Source organism: Streptomyces sp. SP18BB07 (assembly GCF_036322545.1).
GTDB classification, from domain to species: domain Bacteria; phylum Actinomycetota; class Actinomycetes; order Streptomycetales; family Streptomycetaceae; genus Streptomyces; species Streptomyces deccanensis.
Genome location: NZ_JAQYWT010000215.1, coordinates 92,141 through 106,651, shown reverse-complemented (window position 1 = coordinate 106,651; position 14,511 = coordinate 92,141). Strand labels below are relative to the sequence as shown.

At 69.7% G+C, this 14,511-nt stretch carries 13 protein-coding genes and 1 riboswitch; all 13 genes read right to left on the bottom strand.

All coding sequences use genetic code 11. From position 1 onward, the window contains the following. Nucleotides 1–4 precede the first annotated feature (4 nt). Nucleotides 5–736, bottom strand: coding sequence for a class I SAM-dependent DNA methyltransferase (locus PUR53_RS03995; protein WP_329897587.1), 732 nt, complete (start codon nt 734–736; stop codon nt 5–7). Continuing rightward, nucleotides 733–1,854, bottom strand: a complete 1,122-nt coding sequence (locus PUR53_RS03990; protein ID WP_329897588.1) for a DegT/DnrJ/EryC1/StrS family aminotransferase — start codon at nt 1,852–1,854, stop codon at nt 733–735. The genes PUR53_RS03995 and PUR53_RS03990 overlap by 4 nt, the downstream gene beginning before the upstream one ends. Before the next feature lie 186 nt (nt 1,855–2,040). Further along, entirely contained in the window at nt 2,041–3,426 is a 1,386-nt protein-coding gene (locus PUR53_RS03985; protein WP_239755024.1) for an NAD(P)/FAD-dependent oxidoreductase, read from the bottom strand. 481 nt (nt 3,427–3,907) lie between these two features. After that, complete coding sequence (locus PUR53_RS03980) at nt 3,908–4,849, bottom strand: Ppx/GppA phosphatase family protein (protein ID WP_329907396.1); 942 nt, start codon at nt 4,847–4,849, stop codon at nt 3,908–3,910. After that, on the bottom strand, nt 4,846–5,376 hold the full coding sequence (locus tag PUR53_RS03975) for a DUF501 domain-containing protein (RefSeq protein WP_329897590.1): 531 nt from the start codon (nt 5,374–5,376) through the stop codon (nt 4,846–4,848). Before PUR53_RS03975 ends, PUR53_RS03980 begins: the two co-directional genes overlap by 4 nt. 57 nt (nt 5,377–5,433) lie before the next feature. After that, nucleotides 5,434–5,916, bottom strand: a complete 483-nt coding sequence (locus tag PUR53_RS03970; RefSeq protein ID WP_329897591.1) for an FtsB family cell division protein — start codon at nt 5,914–5,916, stop codon at nt 5,434–5,436. 129 nt (nt 5,917–6,045) lie between these two features. After that, on the bottom strand, nt 6,046–7,326 hold the full coding sequence (gene eno / locus PUR53_RS03965; RefSeq protein WP_443078125.1) for a phosphopyruvate hydratase: 1,281 nt from the start codon (nt 7,324–7,326) through the stop codon (nt 6,046–6,048). 369 nt (nt 7,327–7,695) lie between these two features. Further along, nucleotides 7,696–8,388 (bottom strand): transglycosylase family protein, encoded by a 693-nt coding sequence (locus tag PUR53_RS03960; protein ID WP_329897593.1) that lies wholly within the window; start codon nt 8,386–8,388, stop codon nt 7,696–7,698. A 4-nt stretch (nt 8,389–8,392) separates the two neighbouring features. Then, nucleotides 8,393–8,592, bottom strand: a riboswitch (cyclic di-AMP (ydaO/yuaA leader). A 182-nt stretch (nt 8,593–8,774) separates the two neighbouring features. After that, nucleotides 8,775–9,833 carry a transglycosylase family protein gene (locus PUR53_RS03955; RefSeq protein ID WP_329907395.1) on the bottom strand — a complete coding sequence of 353 codons (1,059 nt, stop codon included), beginning with the start codon at nt 9,831–9,833 and terminating at the stop codon, nt 8,775–8,777. 231 nt (nt 9,834–10,064) lie between these two features. Then, a complete protein-coding gene (locus PUR53_RS03950; RefSeq protein WP_329897595.1) occupies nt 10,065–11,222 on the bottom strand; it encodes an RNA-guided endonuclease InsQ/TnpB family protein in 1,158 nt (385 codons plus the stop codon). 127 nt (nt 11,223–11,349) lie between these two features. Continuing rightward, a complete protein-coding gene (locus tag PUR53_RS03945) occupies nt 11,350–12,615 on the bottom strand; it encodes a cytochrome P450 family protein (RefSeq protein WP_329907394.1) in 1,266 nt (421 codons plus the stop codon). Nucleotides 12,616–12,703: 88 nt separating this feature from the next. After that, on the bottom strand, nt 12,704–13,720 hold the full coding sequence (locus tag PUR53_RS03940) for a nucleoside triphosphate pyrophosphohydrolase (RefSeq protein WP_329907393.1): 1,017 nt from the start codon (nt 13,718–13,720) through the stop codon (nt 12,704–12,706). 112 nt (nt 13,721–13,832) lie between these two features. After that, nucleotides 13,833–14,504, bottom strand: a complete 672-nt coding sequence (locus tag PUR53_RS03935; protein WP_329897598.1) for a SurA N-terminal domain-containing protein — start codon at nt 14,502–14,504, stop codon at nt 13,833–13,835. Between the last annotated feature and the right edge of the window lie 7 nt (nt 14,505–14,511).

Sequence of the window (14,511 nt, the reverse complement as noted above, 5' to 3'; positions counted from 1 at the left end):
GGGCTCAGCCCTCCTTGACGCCGACGAACAGGCCGGGCCCGGTGTGCTCGTACGTCAGGTACTCCACGGTGCAGCCGGCCCGCCGGAACGCCGCCTCGTAGACCTCCGGTTCGAACAGGGTCATGACGTGGGTGTCGGTGAAGTGGCTGATGCCCGCTTCGGGCGAGGCCACGACGTAGTGCACCTCCATCCGGCTCGCCCCGCCGTCCCGCACGGTGTGGGAGACCCGGGAGACGGTGCGCCCGTCCACCGTGACCACGTCCCCGCCCACGTACCCCGGGACGAGGGTGCCGGGGAACCACCAGGGCTCCACGACGATCACTCCGCCGCGCGTGAGATGGCGGGCGAAGCAGCCCAGGGCGGCGTCCAGTGCGGCGCTGTCGGGCAGATAGCCGACAGAACTGAACATGCACGTGATCGCGTCGAAGGTGCGCGGCAGCCGGAAATCGCGCATGTCGCCCTGGTGCAGAGGTACGTCCCCGACGCGCTGCTTGGCGACCCGCAGCATGTCCTCCGACAGGTCGACGCCCTCGACATGGCCGAACATCCCGGCGAAGTGCGTCAGGTGCGAACCCGTTCCGCAGGCCACGTCGAGCAACGAGTCCGCGCCCGGCCTGCGCTCCTCGATGTGCCGGGCCACCAGGGCGGCCTCGGCACGGTAGTCCTTGCCCCGTCCCCGGTAGATGGCCTCGTAGACGTCGGCACGGTCGTAGATACGGTCCGTCCGTATGCTCACAGCGCGGTCACCACCTCTCGCACGGCACTGATCACCTTGTCCTGAAGGTCCTCGGAGAGGGACGGGTACATCGGCAGCGAGAAGATCTCCCCCGCGAGCGCCTCCGTCACCGGCAACGAGCCGCGGGCGTATCCGAGATGCTCGAAGCCGCTCATGGTGTGCACCGGCCACGGGTAGCTGATGTTGAGCGAGATGTCGTAGCTCTTCAGCTCCTCGATGACCCGGTCGCGCAGAGGATGCCGCACCACGTACACGTAGTGCACGTGGTCGTTGCCCGGGGCCAGGGCCGGCAGGACGAGCCCGTGCGACGCGGTGAGGTCGCCGAGGCCCTCCGCGTAGCGGCGTGCCACCGCCCGGCGTGCCGCGATGTAGTCGTCCAGCCGGCGCAGCTTGCGCCGCAGGATCTCCGCGTGGACCTCGTCCAGCCGGCTGTTGTGGCCGGGGGTGCGGACGACGTAGTAGGTCTTCTCCATGCCGTAGTAGCGCAGCCGCCGCAGGTTCGCGTCCACGGAGTCGGCCGTGGTGATCACACCGCCGCCGTCGCCGTACGCCCCCAGCACCTTGGTCGGGTAGAAGGAGAAGGCACCCGCGTCGCCCATGGTTCCGGCCAACTCGCCGTGGTGGCGGGCACCGTGCGCCTGCGCGCAGTCCTCCAGGAGCGCCAGCCCGTGCTCGGCCGCCAGGCGCTTGAGCGGAGCCATGTCGACGCACTGCCCGTACAGGTGTACGGGCAGCAGCGCCTTGGTCCGCGGAGTGATGGCGTCCGCGACCAGATCGGTGTTCATCAGATACGTGTCCTCGTGCACATCGACGAAGACCGGCGTCGCGCCCGCCCCGTCGATGGCGATCACCGTCGGAGCGGCCGTGTTGGACACCGTGATCACCTCGTCGCCCGGCCCCACACCGAGGGCCTCCAGGCCGAGCTTGACCGCGTTGGTCCCGTTGTCGACGCCTACGCAGTGGCCCACACCGTGGTACGCCGCGAACTCCTCCTCGAAGCCCCGCACACTCTCCCCGAGCACCAGCTGACCGGAGCCGAAGACCATGTCCACGGCATCGAGGATGTCCTCCCGCTCTTTCGCGTACTCCTCGCGGTAATCCCACACGAACGTCGTCATCGGTCCACCTTCCCTGTTCGGCGCACCCGCCGACCCTGCTCCCCGGTGATCGCACGCGGCTAGAGCCCCACTGGAGATGGGCGCGACGGCACGGCCCGGGTGGTGTGGGCCACGCCCCCCGGGAACGCCGAAGGGCCCCCGCACCACGGATGGCGGGGGCCCTTCGGATGGAGCGGTGACCGGAGGTCAGGAGGCCTTGGCCTTCTCTTCGGTCTTGGCCGGAGCGGCAGCGACCGGCGCCGGCTTCGCCGCCTCGTAGAACTCCTCGCGCGGAGTCTCGATCGCGCCGAGGGAGACGACCTCGCGCTTGAGGAACATCGCCAGCGTCCAGTCCGCGAAGACCCGGATCTTGCGGTTCCAGGTCGGCATCGCGAGACCGTGGTAGCCACGGTGCATGTACCACGCCAGGCGGCCGCGCAGCTTGATCTTCATCTTGCCCATGACGATCATCGCGACGCCCTTGTGGAGGCCGAGACCCGCCACCGCGCCCTTGTTGGAGTGCGCGTACTCCTTCTGCGGGAAGCCCCGCATACCGGAGACCACGTTGTCGCCGAGGACCTTGGCCTGACGCAGCGCGTGCTGCGCGTTCGGCGGGCACCAGGCGTTCTCGACACCGGCCTTGCGGGCGGCGACGTCCGGGACCTGGGCGTTGTCGCCGGCGGCCCAGATGTAGTCGGTGCCGGTGACCTGGAGCGTCGGCGACGCGTCCACGTGGCCACGCGGGCCGAGCGGCAGACCGTAGCGCGAGAGGACCGGGTTGGGCTTGACGCCGGCGGTCCAGACGATCGTGTTGGAGTCGACCTCCAGGCCGTTCTTCAGCACGACGTGGCCGTCGACGCAGGAGTCCATGGAGGTGTTGAGGTAGACCTCGACCCCACGGCCCTCCAGGTGCTCCTTGCCGTAGCTGCCGAGCTTCGGGCCGACCTCGGGGAGGATCTTGTCGGCGGCGTCGACGAGCACGAAGCGCATGTCCTCACGGGACACGTTCTTGTAGTACTTCGCGGCGTCGCGCGCCATGTCCTCGACCTCGCCGATCGTCTCGGCGCCGGCGAAGCCACCGCCGACGAAGACGAAGGTGAGCGCCTTGCGGCGGACGTCCTCGTCGGTCGTGGAGTCGGCCTTGTCGAGCTGTTCGAGGACGTGGTTGCGCAGGCCGATGGCCTCCTCGATGCCCTTCATACCGATGCCCTGTTCGGCGAGGCCGGGGATCGGGAAGGTGCGGGAGACCGCGCCGAGCGCGATGACCAGGTAGTCGAAGGGCAGCTCGTACGCCTCGCCGACCAGCGGCGCGACGGTGGCGACCTTGCGGTCCTGGTCGATGGTGGTGACCCGACCGGTGAGGACCTCCGCCTTCGGCAGCACGCGTCGCAGCGGGACGACGACGTGCCGGGGGGAGATGCTGCCGGCGGCGGCTTCGGGGAGGAAGGGCTGGTAGGTCATGTACGACCGGGGGTCGACGACCGTGACGGTCGCCTCGCCGTAGCGCATCTTCTTGAGGATGCGCCGAGCTGCGTACAGGCCTACGTACCCACCGCCTACTACGAGGATCCTGGGACGCTCCGTGGTGCTCATGCCATCGAGTATGTACCCGCCATACGGGGGTCGCTCGTGCGCCCCTTCACAAGCTTCCCCACCCCCTCTGCTACACTGCGCGGCCCCTTTCGCCGGGCCCCCGGTCCACCAGGGGACCGGCCGGGGGGTTTGACCGTTGTCAAGGCCGCGTGAACTGCCGTTCCGGTCTCCCGAGGGCTCTGGACCACCCTTCGGTTTCACACGGACGAGACCCCCGCGAAACCCGCTCGGGGACGCCCTGTTGACCCCCTGGAGCCCCGGAACGCTCTGCGGAGCCTCAAAACATCGCTCAACAGGGGCGATTCTCTTGTGAAGAACTTCACGAACTTTCTCGGCGCCGGGTCGACGAGGGGCATCGGAGCACCCGTCGGACGCGCTCATACGTTATCCGAACAGCTCAAGCGAGGCTACCGGCGAGTAGTAAACACTCCCTCACAGGCGCCCGCCGACCGCCGGGAGGACCCCGGCGGCCGCCCGCGAGCTACGCCACGGACCAGGCGATGCCGTCCAGAATGTCGTGTTCGCTCACCACGACCTCCGTCGCCCCGATCCGCTCCATGATCGACAGCAGGACGAGGGCCCCCGCCGCGATCACGTCCACCCGCCCGGGATGCATGGAGGGGACGGCCTCCCGCTCGGCGTGCGTGGACCGCAGCAGCCACTCGGTGATCTCCCGGACCCGGTCGTAGGGGATCCGGGAGTGGTGGATGGCCACCGAGTCGTACGCGGGCAGGTCCTGGGCGATCGCGGACAGGGTGGTGACCGAACCGGCCAGCCCGACCAGGGTGTGCGCCTCGCGCAGCGGCACGTCCCGCTCGGCGAGGTCGAGGGCCGCCTCGATGTCGGCGCGGATCGCGGCGATCTGCTCCGGCCCGGGCGGGTCGACGACCGCCCCGTCCCGGACGAGGTGCCGCTCGGTCAGCCGTACGCAGCCGATGTCCACGGAGCGGGCGCCGCGCACATGGTCGTCGCCGACGACGAACTCGGTGGAGCCGCCGCCGATGTCCACGACCAGGTACGGCCTGGTGAGATCGGTACGGCCCGTCAGTTCCCTGGTCGCGCCGGTGAAGGAGAACTCGGCCTCCGCGTCGCCGGAGATCACCTCGGGCTCGACGCCCAGGATGTCGAACACCCCGCGCACGAACTCGTCCCGGTTCTCGGCGTCCCGGGAGGCGGAGGTGGCGACGAAACGGACCCGCTCGGCGCCCAGCTCCTTGATGACGGCCGCGTACTCGCGGCAGGCCGCGAAGGTCCGCTCCAGCGCCTCGGGGGCCAGCCGTCCCGTGCGGTCGACGCCCTGGCCTAGCCGGACGATGATCATCCGCCGGTCCAGCTCGACGAGTTCACCGGTGGCCGGGTCCGCGTCGGCGACGAGGAGCCGGATGGAGTTCGTACCGCAGTCGACGGCGGCGACCCGGGTCACTGGTCGTCCCCCTCGGGCAGCGTGACGCACGGGCCCTTGGCCCACCACTCGGGGAGCATCGCGATGGCCTCGTCGCCCAGCGGGTTGACGCCGGGACCGGCGGCCAGCGAGTGGCCGACGAGGACGTGCAGGCACTTCACCCGGTCCGGCATGCCGCCCGCGCTGGGGAAGCCCTCCAGGACCTCGATCTCGTCGCGGCGGGCGATGTAGTCCTCGTGCGCGGCCCGGTAGGCGGCGGCCAGTTCGGGGTCGGTCGCCAGGCGCTCCGTCATCTCCTTCATCACGCCGTTCGCCTCCAGCGTGCCGATCGCGGAGGCCGCGCGCGGGCACGTCAGGTAGTACGTCGTGGGGAAGGGTGTCCCGTCCGGCAGGCGCGGCGCCGTCTCGACGACGTCCGGCTGTCCGCAGGGGCAGCGGTGCGCGATGGCGCGCAGGCCGCGCGGCGGACGGCCGAGCTGCTGCTGGAAGGCCTCGACGTCGGCGTCGGTGGGCTCGGTGCGCGGGGTGGGCGGCGGAGGGATCTGCATACCTGCTACTCAAGTCCTCGGTGTGGCTCATCGGTTGACGGTCACGAAGGTGGCCGTTCAGCTGTCGGCGGCGTCGGCCTTGTCGACCCCGTCCCAGACATTGGTGTACCAGGGGCGGTCGGCCGCCCCCTGCGTCGTACGGGACTGCTTCGCCGCGTCCGGGTCGATCATCGTGTAACCGGTCTCGCCCGGCATCACATAGTGCAGCCGCTCTCGGATGCGCTGCTCTGCGTACGCGTCGTCCTGCCAGCGCGCCTTGAGGTCGCGCAACTCCTCGACGCGCTCGCGCGCCTCCTCGCGCTGCCGCTGCATGTCGGCGATCTCGGCGCGCTGGGAGACGTACTGCCTTATGGGATAGGCGAGCGCCACGATCATCGAGCAGAGGACGAGGGCGAGCAGCGCCGCCCGGCCGGTCAGCCGGGAGCGGCGGACCTGGCGCTTGGCCTGGGAACGGTAGACCCGGGCGGCCGTCTGCTCACCGAGCACCTTCAGCCGGGTCGCGGTGGAGAAACGGTCCCGGTCCCGGTCCTTCACGGCCATGTCCCGCGTCCCCTTCCGCTGCTGCCTTCTCCCGCGCATGCGCGTACGTCCCCGCACACGGTACGGGACCGGTACGGGGACGTACGTACGACTGGCTCGGGCTTGACCCTCAACGGGTCAGCCGGCGGCTCAGCCCTTGAAGCGCGGGAACGCGCTGCGGCCGGCGTAGACCGCGGCGTCGTCGAGGATCTCCTCGATGCGCAGCAGCTGGTTGTACTTGGCGACGCGGTCCGAGCGGGCCGGGGCGCCGGTCTTGATCTGACCGCAGTTCACGGCGACGGCGAGGTCGGCGATGGTGACGTCCTCGGTCTCGCCGGAGCGGTGGGACATCATGCACTTGAAGCCGTTGCGCTGGGCCAGCTCGACGGCGTCCAGGGTCTCGGTCAGCGAACCGATCTGGTTCACCTTGACGAGCAGGGCGTTGGCGGAGCCCTCCTCGATGCCGCGGGCGAGACGCTCGGGGTTGGTGACGAAGAGGTCGTCGCCGACGATCTGGACCTTGTCGCCCAGCTTCTCGGTGATGGTCTTCCAGCCGGCCCAGTCGTCCTCGAACAGCGGGTCCTCGATGGAGACGAGCGGGTACGACGCGACGAGGTCGGCGTAGTACTCCGTCATCTCGGCGGCGGAGCGCTCCTTGCCCTCGAAGGTGTAGACGCCGTCCTTGTAGAACTCGGAGGCGGCGACGTCCAGCGCGAGGGCGATCTGCTCGCCGGGGGTGTAACCGGCCTCCTTGATGGCCTCGAGGATGAGGTCGAGGGCGGCGCGGTTGGACTCCAGGTTCGGGGCGAAGCCGCCCTCGTCGCCGAGGCCGGTGGACAGGCCCTTGGTCTTCAGCACCTTCTTGAGGGTGTGGTAGACCTCGGCACCCCAGCGCAGCGCCTCGGAGAAGGACTCCGCGCCGATGGGGGCGATCATGAACTCCTGGATGTCCACGTTGGAGTCGGCGTGCGAGCCGCCGTTCAGGATGTTCATCATCGGAACGGGCAGCAGGTGCGCGTTCGGGCCGCCCAGGTAGCGGAAGAGCGGCAGGTCGCTGGCCTCGGAGGCGGCGTGGGCGACGGCGAGGGAGACGCCGAGGATGGCGTTGGCGCCGAGCGAGCCCTTGTTGTCGGTGGCGTCCAGGTCGAACATCGCCTGGTCGATCAGGCGCTGCTCGGTGGCGTCGTAGCCGACGAGCTCCGGGCCGATCTGCTCGATCACGGCGAGGACGGCCTTCTCGACGCCCTTGCCGAGGTAGCGGTTGGGGTCGCCGTCACGGAGCTCGATGGCCTCGAAGGCACCGGTGGAGGCGCCGGACGGAACGGCGGCACGACCCGTGCTGCCGTCGTCGAGGCCGACCTCGACCTCGACGGTGGGGTTGCCTCGCGAGTCGAGGATTTCCCGGGCTACGACGACGTCGATGGACGGCACGAGCATCTCCTTCATGGGATGTGACGCGGAAGTGCGGGGCCCGCGGGCCTTGCGACTAGAGCCTAACCGCCCCGGGCTCGTCGGCAGCCGACCGACCGTCCCGTGGACAGAGAGACCGTACCTATTGTTCCAGCTCGGAACAAAGGGGGGTGGGCCGGAAAGTGAACAGAAGGAAGGGGCGGGCATGAAAAAGCCCCGCCCCGGTGCGTACGGGGGAATGCGCACCGGGGCGGGGAGCCCGTGGGGACGGGGGGACGGCCCTCACGGGGTCTTCACTATGGAGGACACGGATGTGAGCGGGCTGTGGTTCAGCTGGGGAGCGGCCGGATTCTTCGGCCCAGCCTGACCCGTCCCCACGGCTGTGACGGGTCAGCTCAGGTGGAGCTGCTGACCCGGGTAGATGAAGTCGGCGTCGTCGATGATGTCCTTGTTCAGCTCGAAGAGCTTCTCCCAGCCACCCTTGACGTTCTTCTTCGCGGCGATGGCGCTGAGGGTGTCGCCGGTGACGACCTTGTACTCGCCGTCGCCCTTCTTGACCTTCTTGCCGGTCGGGGTCTCGACGGTGGCGCGCTCGGAGGAGCGGGAGGCGCGGGTGTCCTCGGTGCTCTTCTTGGTGCTCTCCTGCGTGCTCTGCTGCGAGGAGCCGGAGTTCGAGGAGCCGGAGGAGGCGGCGGCGCCGTTGTACGCGGCGCCGGACAGGCCCTTGCCGCAGACCGGCCAGGCACCCTTGCCCTGGCCCGCGAGGACCTTCTCGGCGATCTCGATCTGCTGCGCCTTGGTGGCCTGGTCGGCGGTGGAGGCGTACTTCGTGCCGCCGTACCCGGCCCAGGTGGAAGCCGAGAACTGCAGACCGCCGTAGTAGCCGTTGCCGGTGTTGATGGACCAGTTGCCGCCGGACTCGCACTGGGCGACGGCGTCCCACTCGGAGGCGGTGGCGGCGGAGGCGCTGCCGGCGGCCATCAGCGGAGCGGCGACCGCCGCGGCGCCGGTGACACCGGCGACGGCGATGGCGCGAGCGGCCTTGGACGGACGACGGTGCTTGCCCTTGCTGGAAAACAGCATGGAGAGATCCCCTCACCGACGCCTGCGAGGTGAGCTGTCGGGTTCGGGCCGGTTGAGTTGCCCGGCCGCGCTCGTGCGCCTCTCGGCTCACTTCGCGCGGCTTCACCCCGAGCCGGTTCCGGACGTGCGCCCCCGAAGGGCCGCAACCACCGGACCCGGCACTTACCTTGGGTCCCCCGCTCCTGCCTACGGCGCTTGACGCGACGACTGTTCCTTGCGGCCGTTGGCAGGATTCGGCGTACCGACCGCAGGGGCCCGCTGTGGCGAGCGGTCACGACCGTAAACACGTGATTGCCCGGATTTCAAAGACGATCAGGGGGTCTGTGATTCATCTCCCACCTAGATCAAAACGGGCATTCAGGGGCGAACAGTGACCCGAACTGTCGCTACTTTTCGCCCGTTTCGGCACCGACTTCGAGGGTCTGACCGGGAAGGATAAGGTCCGGGTCAGTTCCGACCGTGCCCTCGTTCTCGGAGTAGAGCGTGCGCCACCCGCCGTCCAGGTCGAGCGAGTTCGCGATCCGCGTCAGACTGTCGCCCGCGCGGACGGTGTAGGCGCCGTCCACACCCTCGCGCGCCGCGTCGCCGCCACGGGAGGCGTGACGGCCGGAGGGGGTGGAGTCGGCGCGGGAGTCGTCGGCCGCGTCCGCGTCGGCCTCCGTGCCCGCGGCGGCGCTCTCGTCGGCGCTGGCGCCGCGGTGACGACCGGTGCCGGTCTCGCTCTCGCCGTCCGAAGAGTCGTCGCTCTGCGATGAATTGTCCGACTTGGGTGACTTCGTGGCCTCGGGGCTCGCGGACCCGTCCGAGTCACTCGAGTCGCCCGAGTCGGCATCGGACCCCGAGCCGGTCTTGGCTTTGGTGGACCCGTCGAAGACATCGGAGGTCGAGTCGCCGGGCGCGCCGGAGTCGCCCGAGTCGCCGGACTTGGCCGAGTCGGCCCCGCCGGTCGAAGTGGAGGAATCCGACGAACCGGATGAATCGGATGAGCTGGACGAGTCTGACGAGCCGGATGAACTGCCCGCCTTCGTCGAGTCGTCCGCGACGCCCGTGTCCACGTCGGCGGAACCGGAGTCACCGCCGAGGTTGTGGAGCAGGCCGCAGGTGGACCAGACGCCGACGCCCTGGTCGGCGAGCACCTTCTCGGCGACGGCTATCTGCTGCGAACGGCTGGCCTGGTCGGCGGTCGTGGCGTAGTCGAGGCCGCCGTACTTCTCCCAGTTCGCCTGGGTGAGCTGGAGGCCGCCGTAGCGCCCGTTCCCGGTGTCCGCGCTCCAGGAGCCACCGCTCTCGCACTCCGCCACCTGGTCCCAGGTGGTTCCGCTGGCCGCGCTCGCGCCGGTGGCGCCGAGCAGGGGGATCGCGATGGCCGAGCCTGTCACTCCGGCCGCGACGAGGAGGGCGGGTGCCTGACGGGGGCGACGGTGACGACCGTTCCCGGAGAGCATGCGGTTGCCTTTCACACGACAGCAGTGACCGGTGTGAAGGATGTAATGACCCCTTCGCACTGACGTGTGAACGTAGTCGTAGACGATCGTTTATAACAAGTCGATGCAGCACAGATCACGTCATCATCTCGGCCGTGAACCATCAGGCTGCCGCATGACAGTTCACACCGCGTCGCGCTCCCGACTGCCCCCTACGACAGGACGGTCACGGGTCGCATCTCCCGCTGTCGGCTACGCCGGTGACGGGACGGGCATGGTGACGAATGCCCACGCCGAGCGTGCGCGGTTGCGCACGTTGACCCCGGCGACGACATCGGCAGGCCCAGCGAGGCCGCACCGACGACAACGGAAGTGATCCCGGTCGGGCCGGTTGGCCCGCTCGGTGTGGCCGCAGCGCGGACAACGCTGCGATGTGTAGGCCGCATCCACCTCCAGGAATGGCACCCCGGCCCGGCGGGCCTTGTATGCGAGATGCTGCCCGAGCTGGTGGAAAGGCCAGGAGGAGAGCCTGTCCCGCTGGTCGCCTCGTGGCCGTACCCGCTCGCGAATGCCGCCGAGTGCTTCGACAGCGATGCCGCGACCAGTGCGTTGGGCGACGGACACGATCTCCTTACTGATCCGATGGTTCACGTGAGTGGTATGGCGCTTCTCCTTCTGCCTGCGGCAAGCCAGGCGCCGCCGGGCCGATCGGGTGTTCTTCTGCTGCAACTCAGCGCGCTTGCATGCCTGCCAACGTCGATAGCGAGTCAAGCCGCGCCCTTGATGGTTGGCGCCGTCGGAGGTAGTGGCCAGGTTCACGATGCCCCGATCCACCCCGATCCAGTCGGCTGGCTCGTAAACGTCCGGCTCGGAAATCTCGCAGGTAGCGATGAGGAACCACTTGCCACCCCGCTGGACCAGGTCGCTCTCACCCTTGCGATGCGCCATGAGCATCTTGAGCTGGTCGGGCAAGCAGGCGAAACGGATGCCCTTCATCCGCCCATTCACCGTCCAGATGGACACCGTGCGTGCGTCGCACTGCCAGGACAGGCAGCGGTCGTCGAACGGCTGCGCCGCCTCCGGCCGGAAGACGATCGGGGCGCCGATCGCCTTGAGGTACCGCTTCGAGGCGGACGGCCCCAAATTGCCAGCCCTCAGATTGGCTTTCAGAGTCGCGTAGGCGTCGACCACCTTCTTCACCACCCGCACCACCGGCTGTGCGGACAACCCGAAGGTCGCCTTCAGATCCGCATACACGTCCTTCTGTAGACCGTTACGGTCCGTCAAGTCCTTGGCAAAGGCAACGGTAGAGGCATAGGTGGCAGCCCGGTTGCAGGCACTCAGGGTCACGTCCAGCGCCGACGCCTGCTCGGGCGTCGGCAGCAGCTTCACCTGCACCACCAGCTTCATGGCATCGGACCGTAGTGCGACAGCCGCACATACGGCCGCCACTCGACTCACGGCCACCATGACGGGCGAACCTCAGGACAATCGTTCGTTTTCCCTGCTTCTTCTGGCCAGCCCTCCTGAAACCGAATCAGGTGAACTCCACTGGCAATGTGCGCAGTCCGCGCATGATGAGCCCGCCGCGCCACCTCAGGTCGGCCGGATCCACCGCGAGTCGGAGATCCGGGAGGCGGGTGAGCAGCGTCGCCAGCGCGGTCTGGCCTTCGAGGCGGGCGAGAGGGGCGCCGAGACAGTAGTGGATGCCGTGGCCGTAGCCGAGGTGTTGGTTGTCACGCCGGGAGAGGTCGAGGGTGTCGGGGTTCTCGAACCGGGCGGGGTCGCGGTCGGCGGCCGCGAGGACGACGAGGACGGGGTCGCCCTGGGCGATGTCCTGTCCGCCGACGGTGAGGGGGCGGGTCGCGAAGCGCCAGGTGGCCAGCTCGACGGGGCCGTCGTAGCGCAGGAGTTCCTCGACGCCGGTTTCGAGCAGCGCGGTCTCCCCTGCTGCGAGGGAGGTCTGGAGGCGGGTGCGCTGGTCGGGGTGGGTGAGCAGGGCGTAGGTGCCGTTCCCGATGAGGTTGACGGTCGTCTCGAAGCCGGCGAAGAGCAGGATGAACGCCATGGCCGCGGCCTCGTTCTCGGTGAGGTGCTCGCCGTGGTCGGAGGCGCGGATGAGGCCGGAGATGAGGTCCTCGCCGGGGGCGGGGTGCTCGGTGAGGCCTTCGCGCTTCCTGTGGATGAGGTCGGCGAGGTAGCCGCGCATCTTCTTGACCGACCGCGCGACGCCGCCCCTCGGGCCGCCGCCGTGGCGGATCATCATGCCCGCCCAGTCCCGGAAGTCGTCCTGGTCCTCGCGGGGGACGCCGAGGAGGTCGCAGATCGCGTAGATGGGGAGGGGGAAGGCGAAGTCGTGGATGAGGTCGGCCTCGCCCGTCTCCGCGAAGCGGTCGATGAGCTGATCGGTCAACTCCTGCACCCGGGGGGCGAATTCGGCGACCCGGCGGGGTGTGAACGCCTTCGAGACGAGACGGCGCAGCCGCGTGTGGTCCGGTGGATCGATGTTGAGCAGATGGGTCATCAGCTCGGCCTTGCGCTCGCCGGGGATGCCGGTCTTCCCCTTGGCGTGGGCGGGCTCGTCGTGATGCGCGGGGTTCTTCGACAGGCGCGCGTCGGCGAGGGCCTGCTTGGCATCGGCGTAGCGGGTGACCAGCCAGGCCTCCACACCACTGGGCAACCGCGTCCGGTGCACCGGGGCGTGCTCCCGGAGCCAGGCGTACGCCGGGTACGGATCGGTGGCGAACTCCCAGGTGAAGAGGGAGGGCGCGGGGCTGCTGAGGGACGAGGGGTGGTCGGTCACCCGTCGACGGTAGCGGGCCCCCCGACGACCGCCGTCTCGGCCCGGCCTCCCTCGCGCCAGGTCGGGGGTGTTCTCGCTCTGGGGTTTGTCAGCGCTCGTCCAGGCCCTCCGCGGAGCGGATCGCGTCGCGGTAGGTGCGGGACGCCGCTCTCAGGGCCGCTTCGGGGTCGACGCCCTGGGCTTCGGCCTGGGCGGCGAGGGTGAGGAGTTCGTAGCCGATGTCGTGGCCCTGGGGTATCGGGACGGACAGGCCGGCCATGCGGACGCGGGAGGAGAGTTTGGCGGCCAGGGCGAGGCCGGGCTGGCCCAGGGGGATGCCGTCGGTCACGGACTCCCGGCGTTTCTCTATAGCCTTCGTGCGCATCCAGTGCGCCTTGACCTCCTCCGGGGTGGTCGCCGTGGCGTCGCCGAAGACGTGGGGGTGGCGGTGGATGAGCTTGGTGATGATGCCGGCGGCGACGTCGTCGATGGAGAAGGGGGTGTCCGGGTCGTCCTCGGCGATGCGGGCGTGGAAGACGACCTGGAGGAGGACGTCGCCCAGTTCCTCGCGGAGTTCGTCGCGGTCGCCCTCCTCGATGGCCTCGACGAGTTCGTACGCCTCCTCGATGCCGTACTTGGCCAGGCCCTTGTGGGTCTGCTGCGAGGACCAGGGGCACTCGGCGCGGATGCGGTCCATGACCTGGACGAGGTCGAGGAGGCGGGCGCCGGGGAGGTCGTACGAGGCGGGGAGCAGCTCCAGGGACGGCATCCGGAGGCGGCCCGAGCCGGCGAGGCGGGCGAGGCCGTCGGTGAGGCGGGGTTCGCCCTCGGCCGTGGCCACCACGACCACCGTGCGGTCGCCGGCGCAGGCGTCGACCAGTTCCTCGGCGGTCGGGGTCGCACGCTCGACCGTGACGCCGGCCTCGCGCAGATAGGGGAGCTGGGGGTGCGCCTCGTCCGCACACAGGACACGGTCCGCCCCATGCAGCGCCTGCCAGGCGGGCCAGGACAGCAGACCGGGCGCGACGCGGTGGCTGGTGGTCAGCAGGACGACCCGGCCGGGGTCGGAGGACGGCGTGTCGGGGGCCGTGGGGACGGGGTCGCCGTCGGGGCGGTGTGCGTTCACCCCACGAACGTAACCCACGTCACCGACGGCCCCGGAAGTTATCCACAGGCTGCGGAGAGGCTGGGCGGCCCGCTCGTCATGCAGGCTGCGGAAACGCAGGTCGGCCCGCCCGTCACGCCGGCTGCTGCGACCCCGTCCCCGTGACCTCCTTCAGCCAGGGCGTCTTGGCTTCCAGCAGGCCCACGCGGCCGGAGGCCTTGTCGATGCCCCAGCTGCCGTAGCGGGGGTTGAGGTCGACGTCGAGTTTCCGGGAGGCCTCCGAGAGGGCCTTCCAGAAGATCGCGCCGCCCTCCTGGCTGTTCAGGTCGGCGCCGAGGGCGGTGGCGAGTTTCTGGACCTCGACATCGCTGCGGAGGCTGTCCTCCAGCTGCTCGGGGGCGACGCTGTAGCGCTGCAGATAGGCCGTTTCGAGGGCCTCGGCGCCGCCGGCGTCCGCCTCCAGGCCGGAACGGTACTGCTGGACCTCCTTGCGGGAGACCGTCACGCCCGCGTCCTCGAGCGCCTGGTCGAGGACCTTCTCCAGGACCATGCCGTTCAGGGTGTTGCGGGTGAGGGCGCTGCTCTGGGCGACGGCCTGCTGGTACTGGCTCTCGTCCGTGCTGGCGGCGCGCTGGGCGGCGCGCACCTCGTTCACCCGGTTCTCCAGTTGCGCGACGGTGATCCGGTCGTCGCCGACGACGGCCGCCGCGCCGGGATGGGCGTCGCCCCCGCAGGCGGTGAGGAGCGGGGCCGCGGCGGTGAGCGCGGCGGTGAGGAGGAGCGCGGTGCGACGGCGGCGGTGCAAGTGAGCC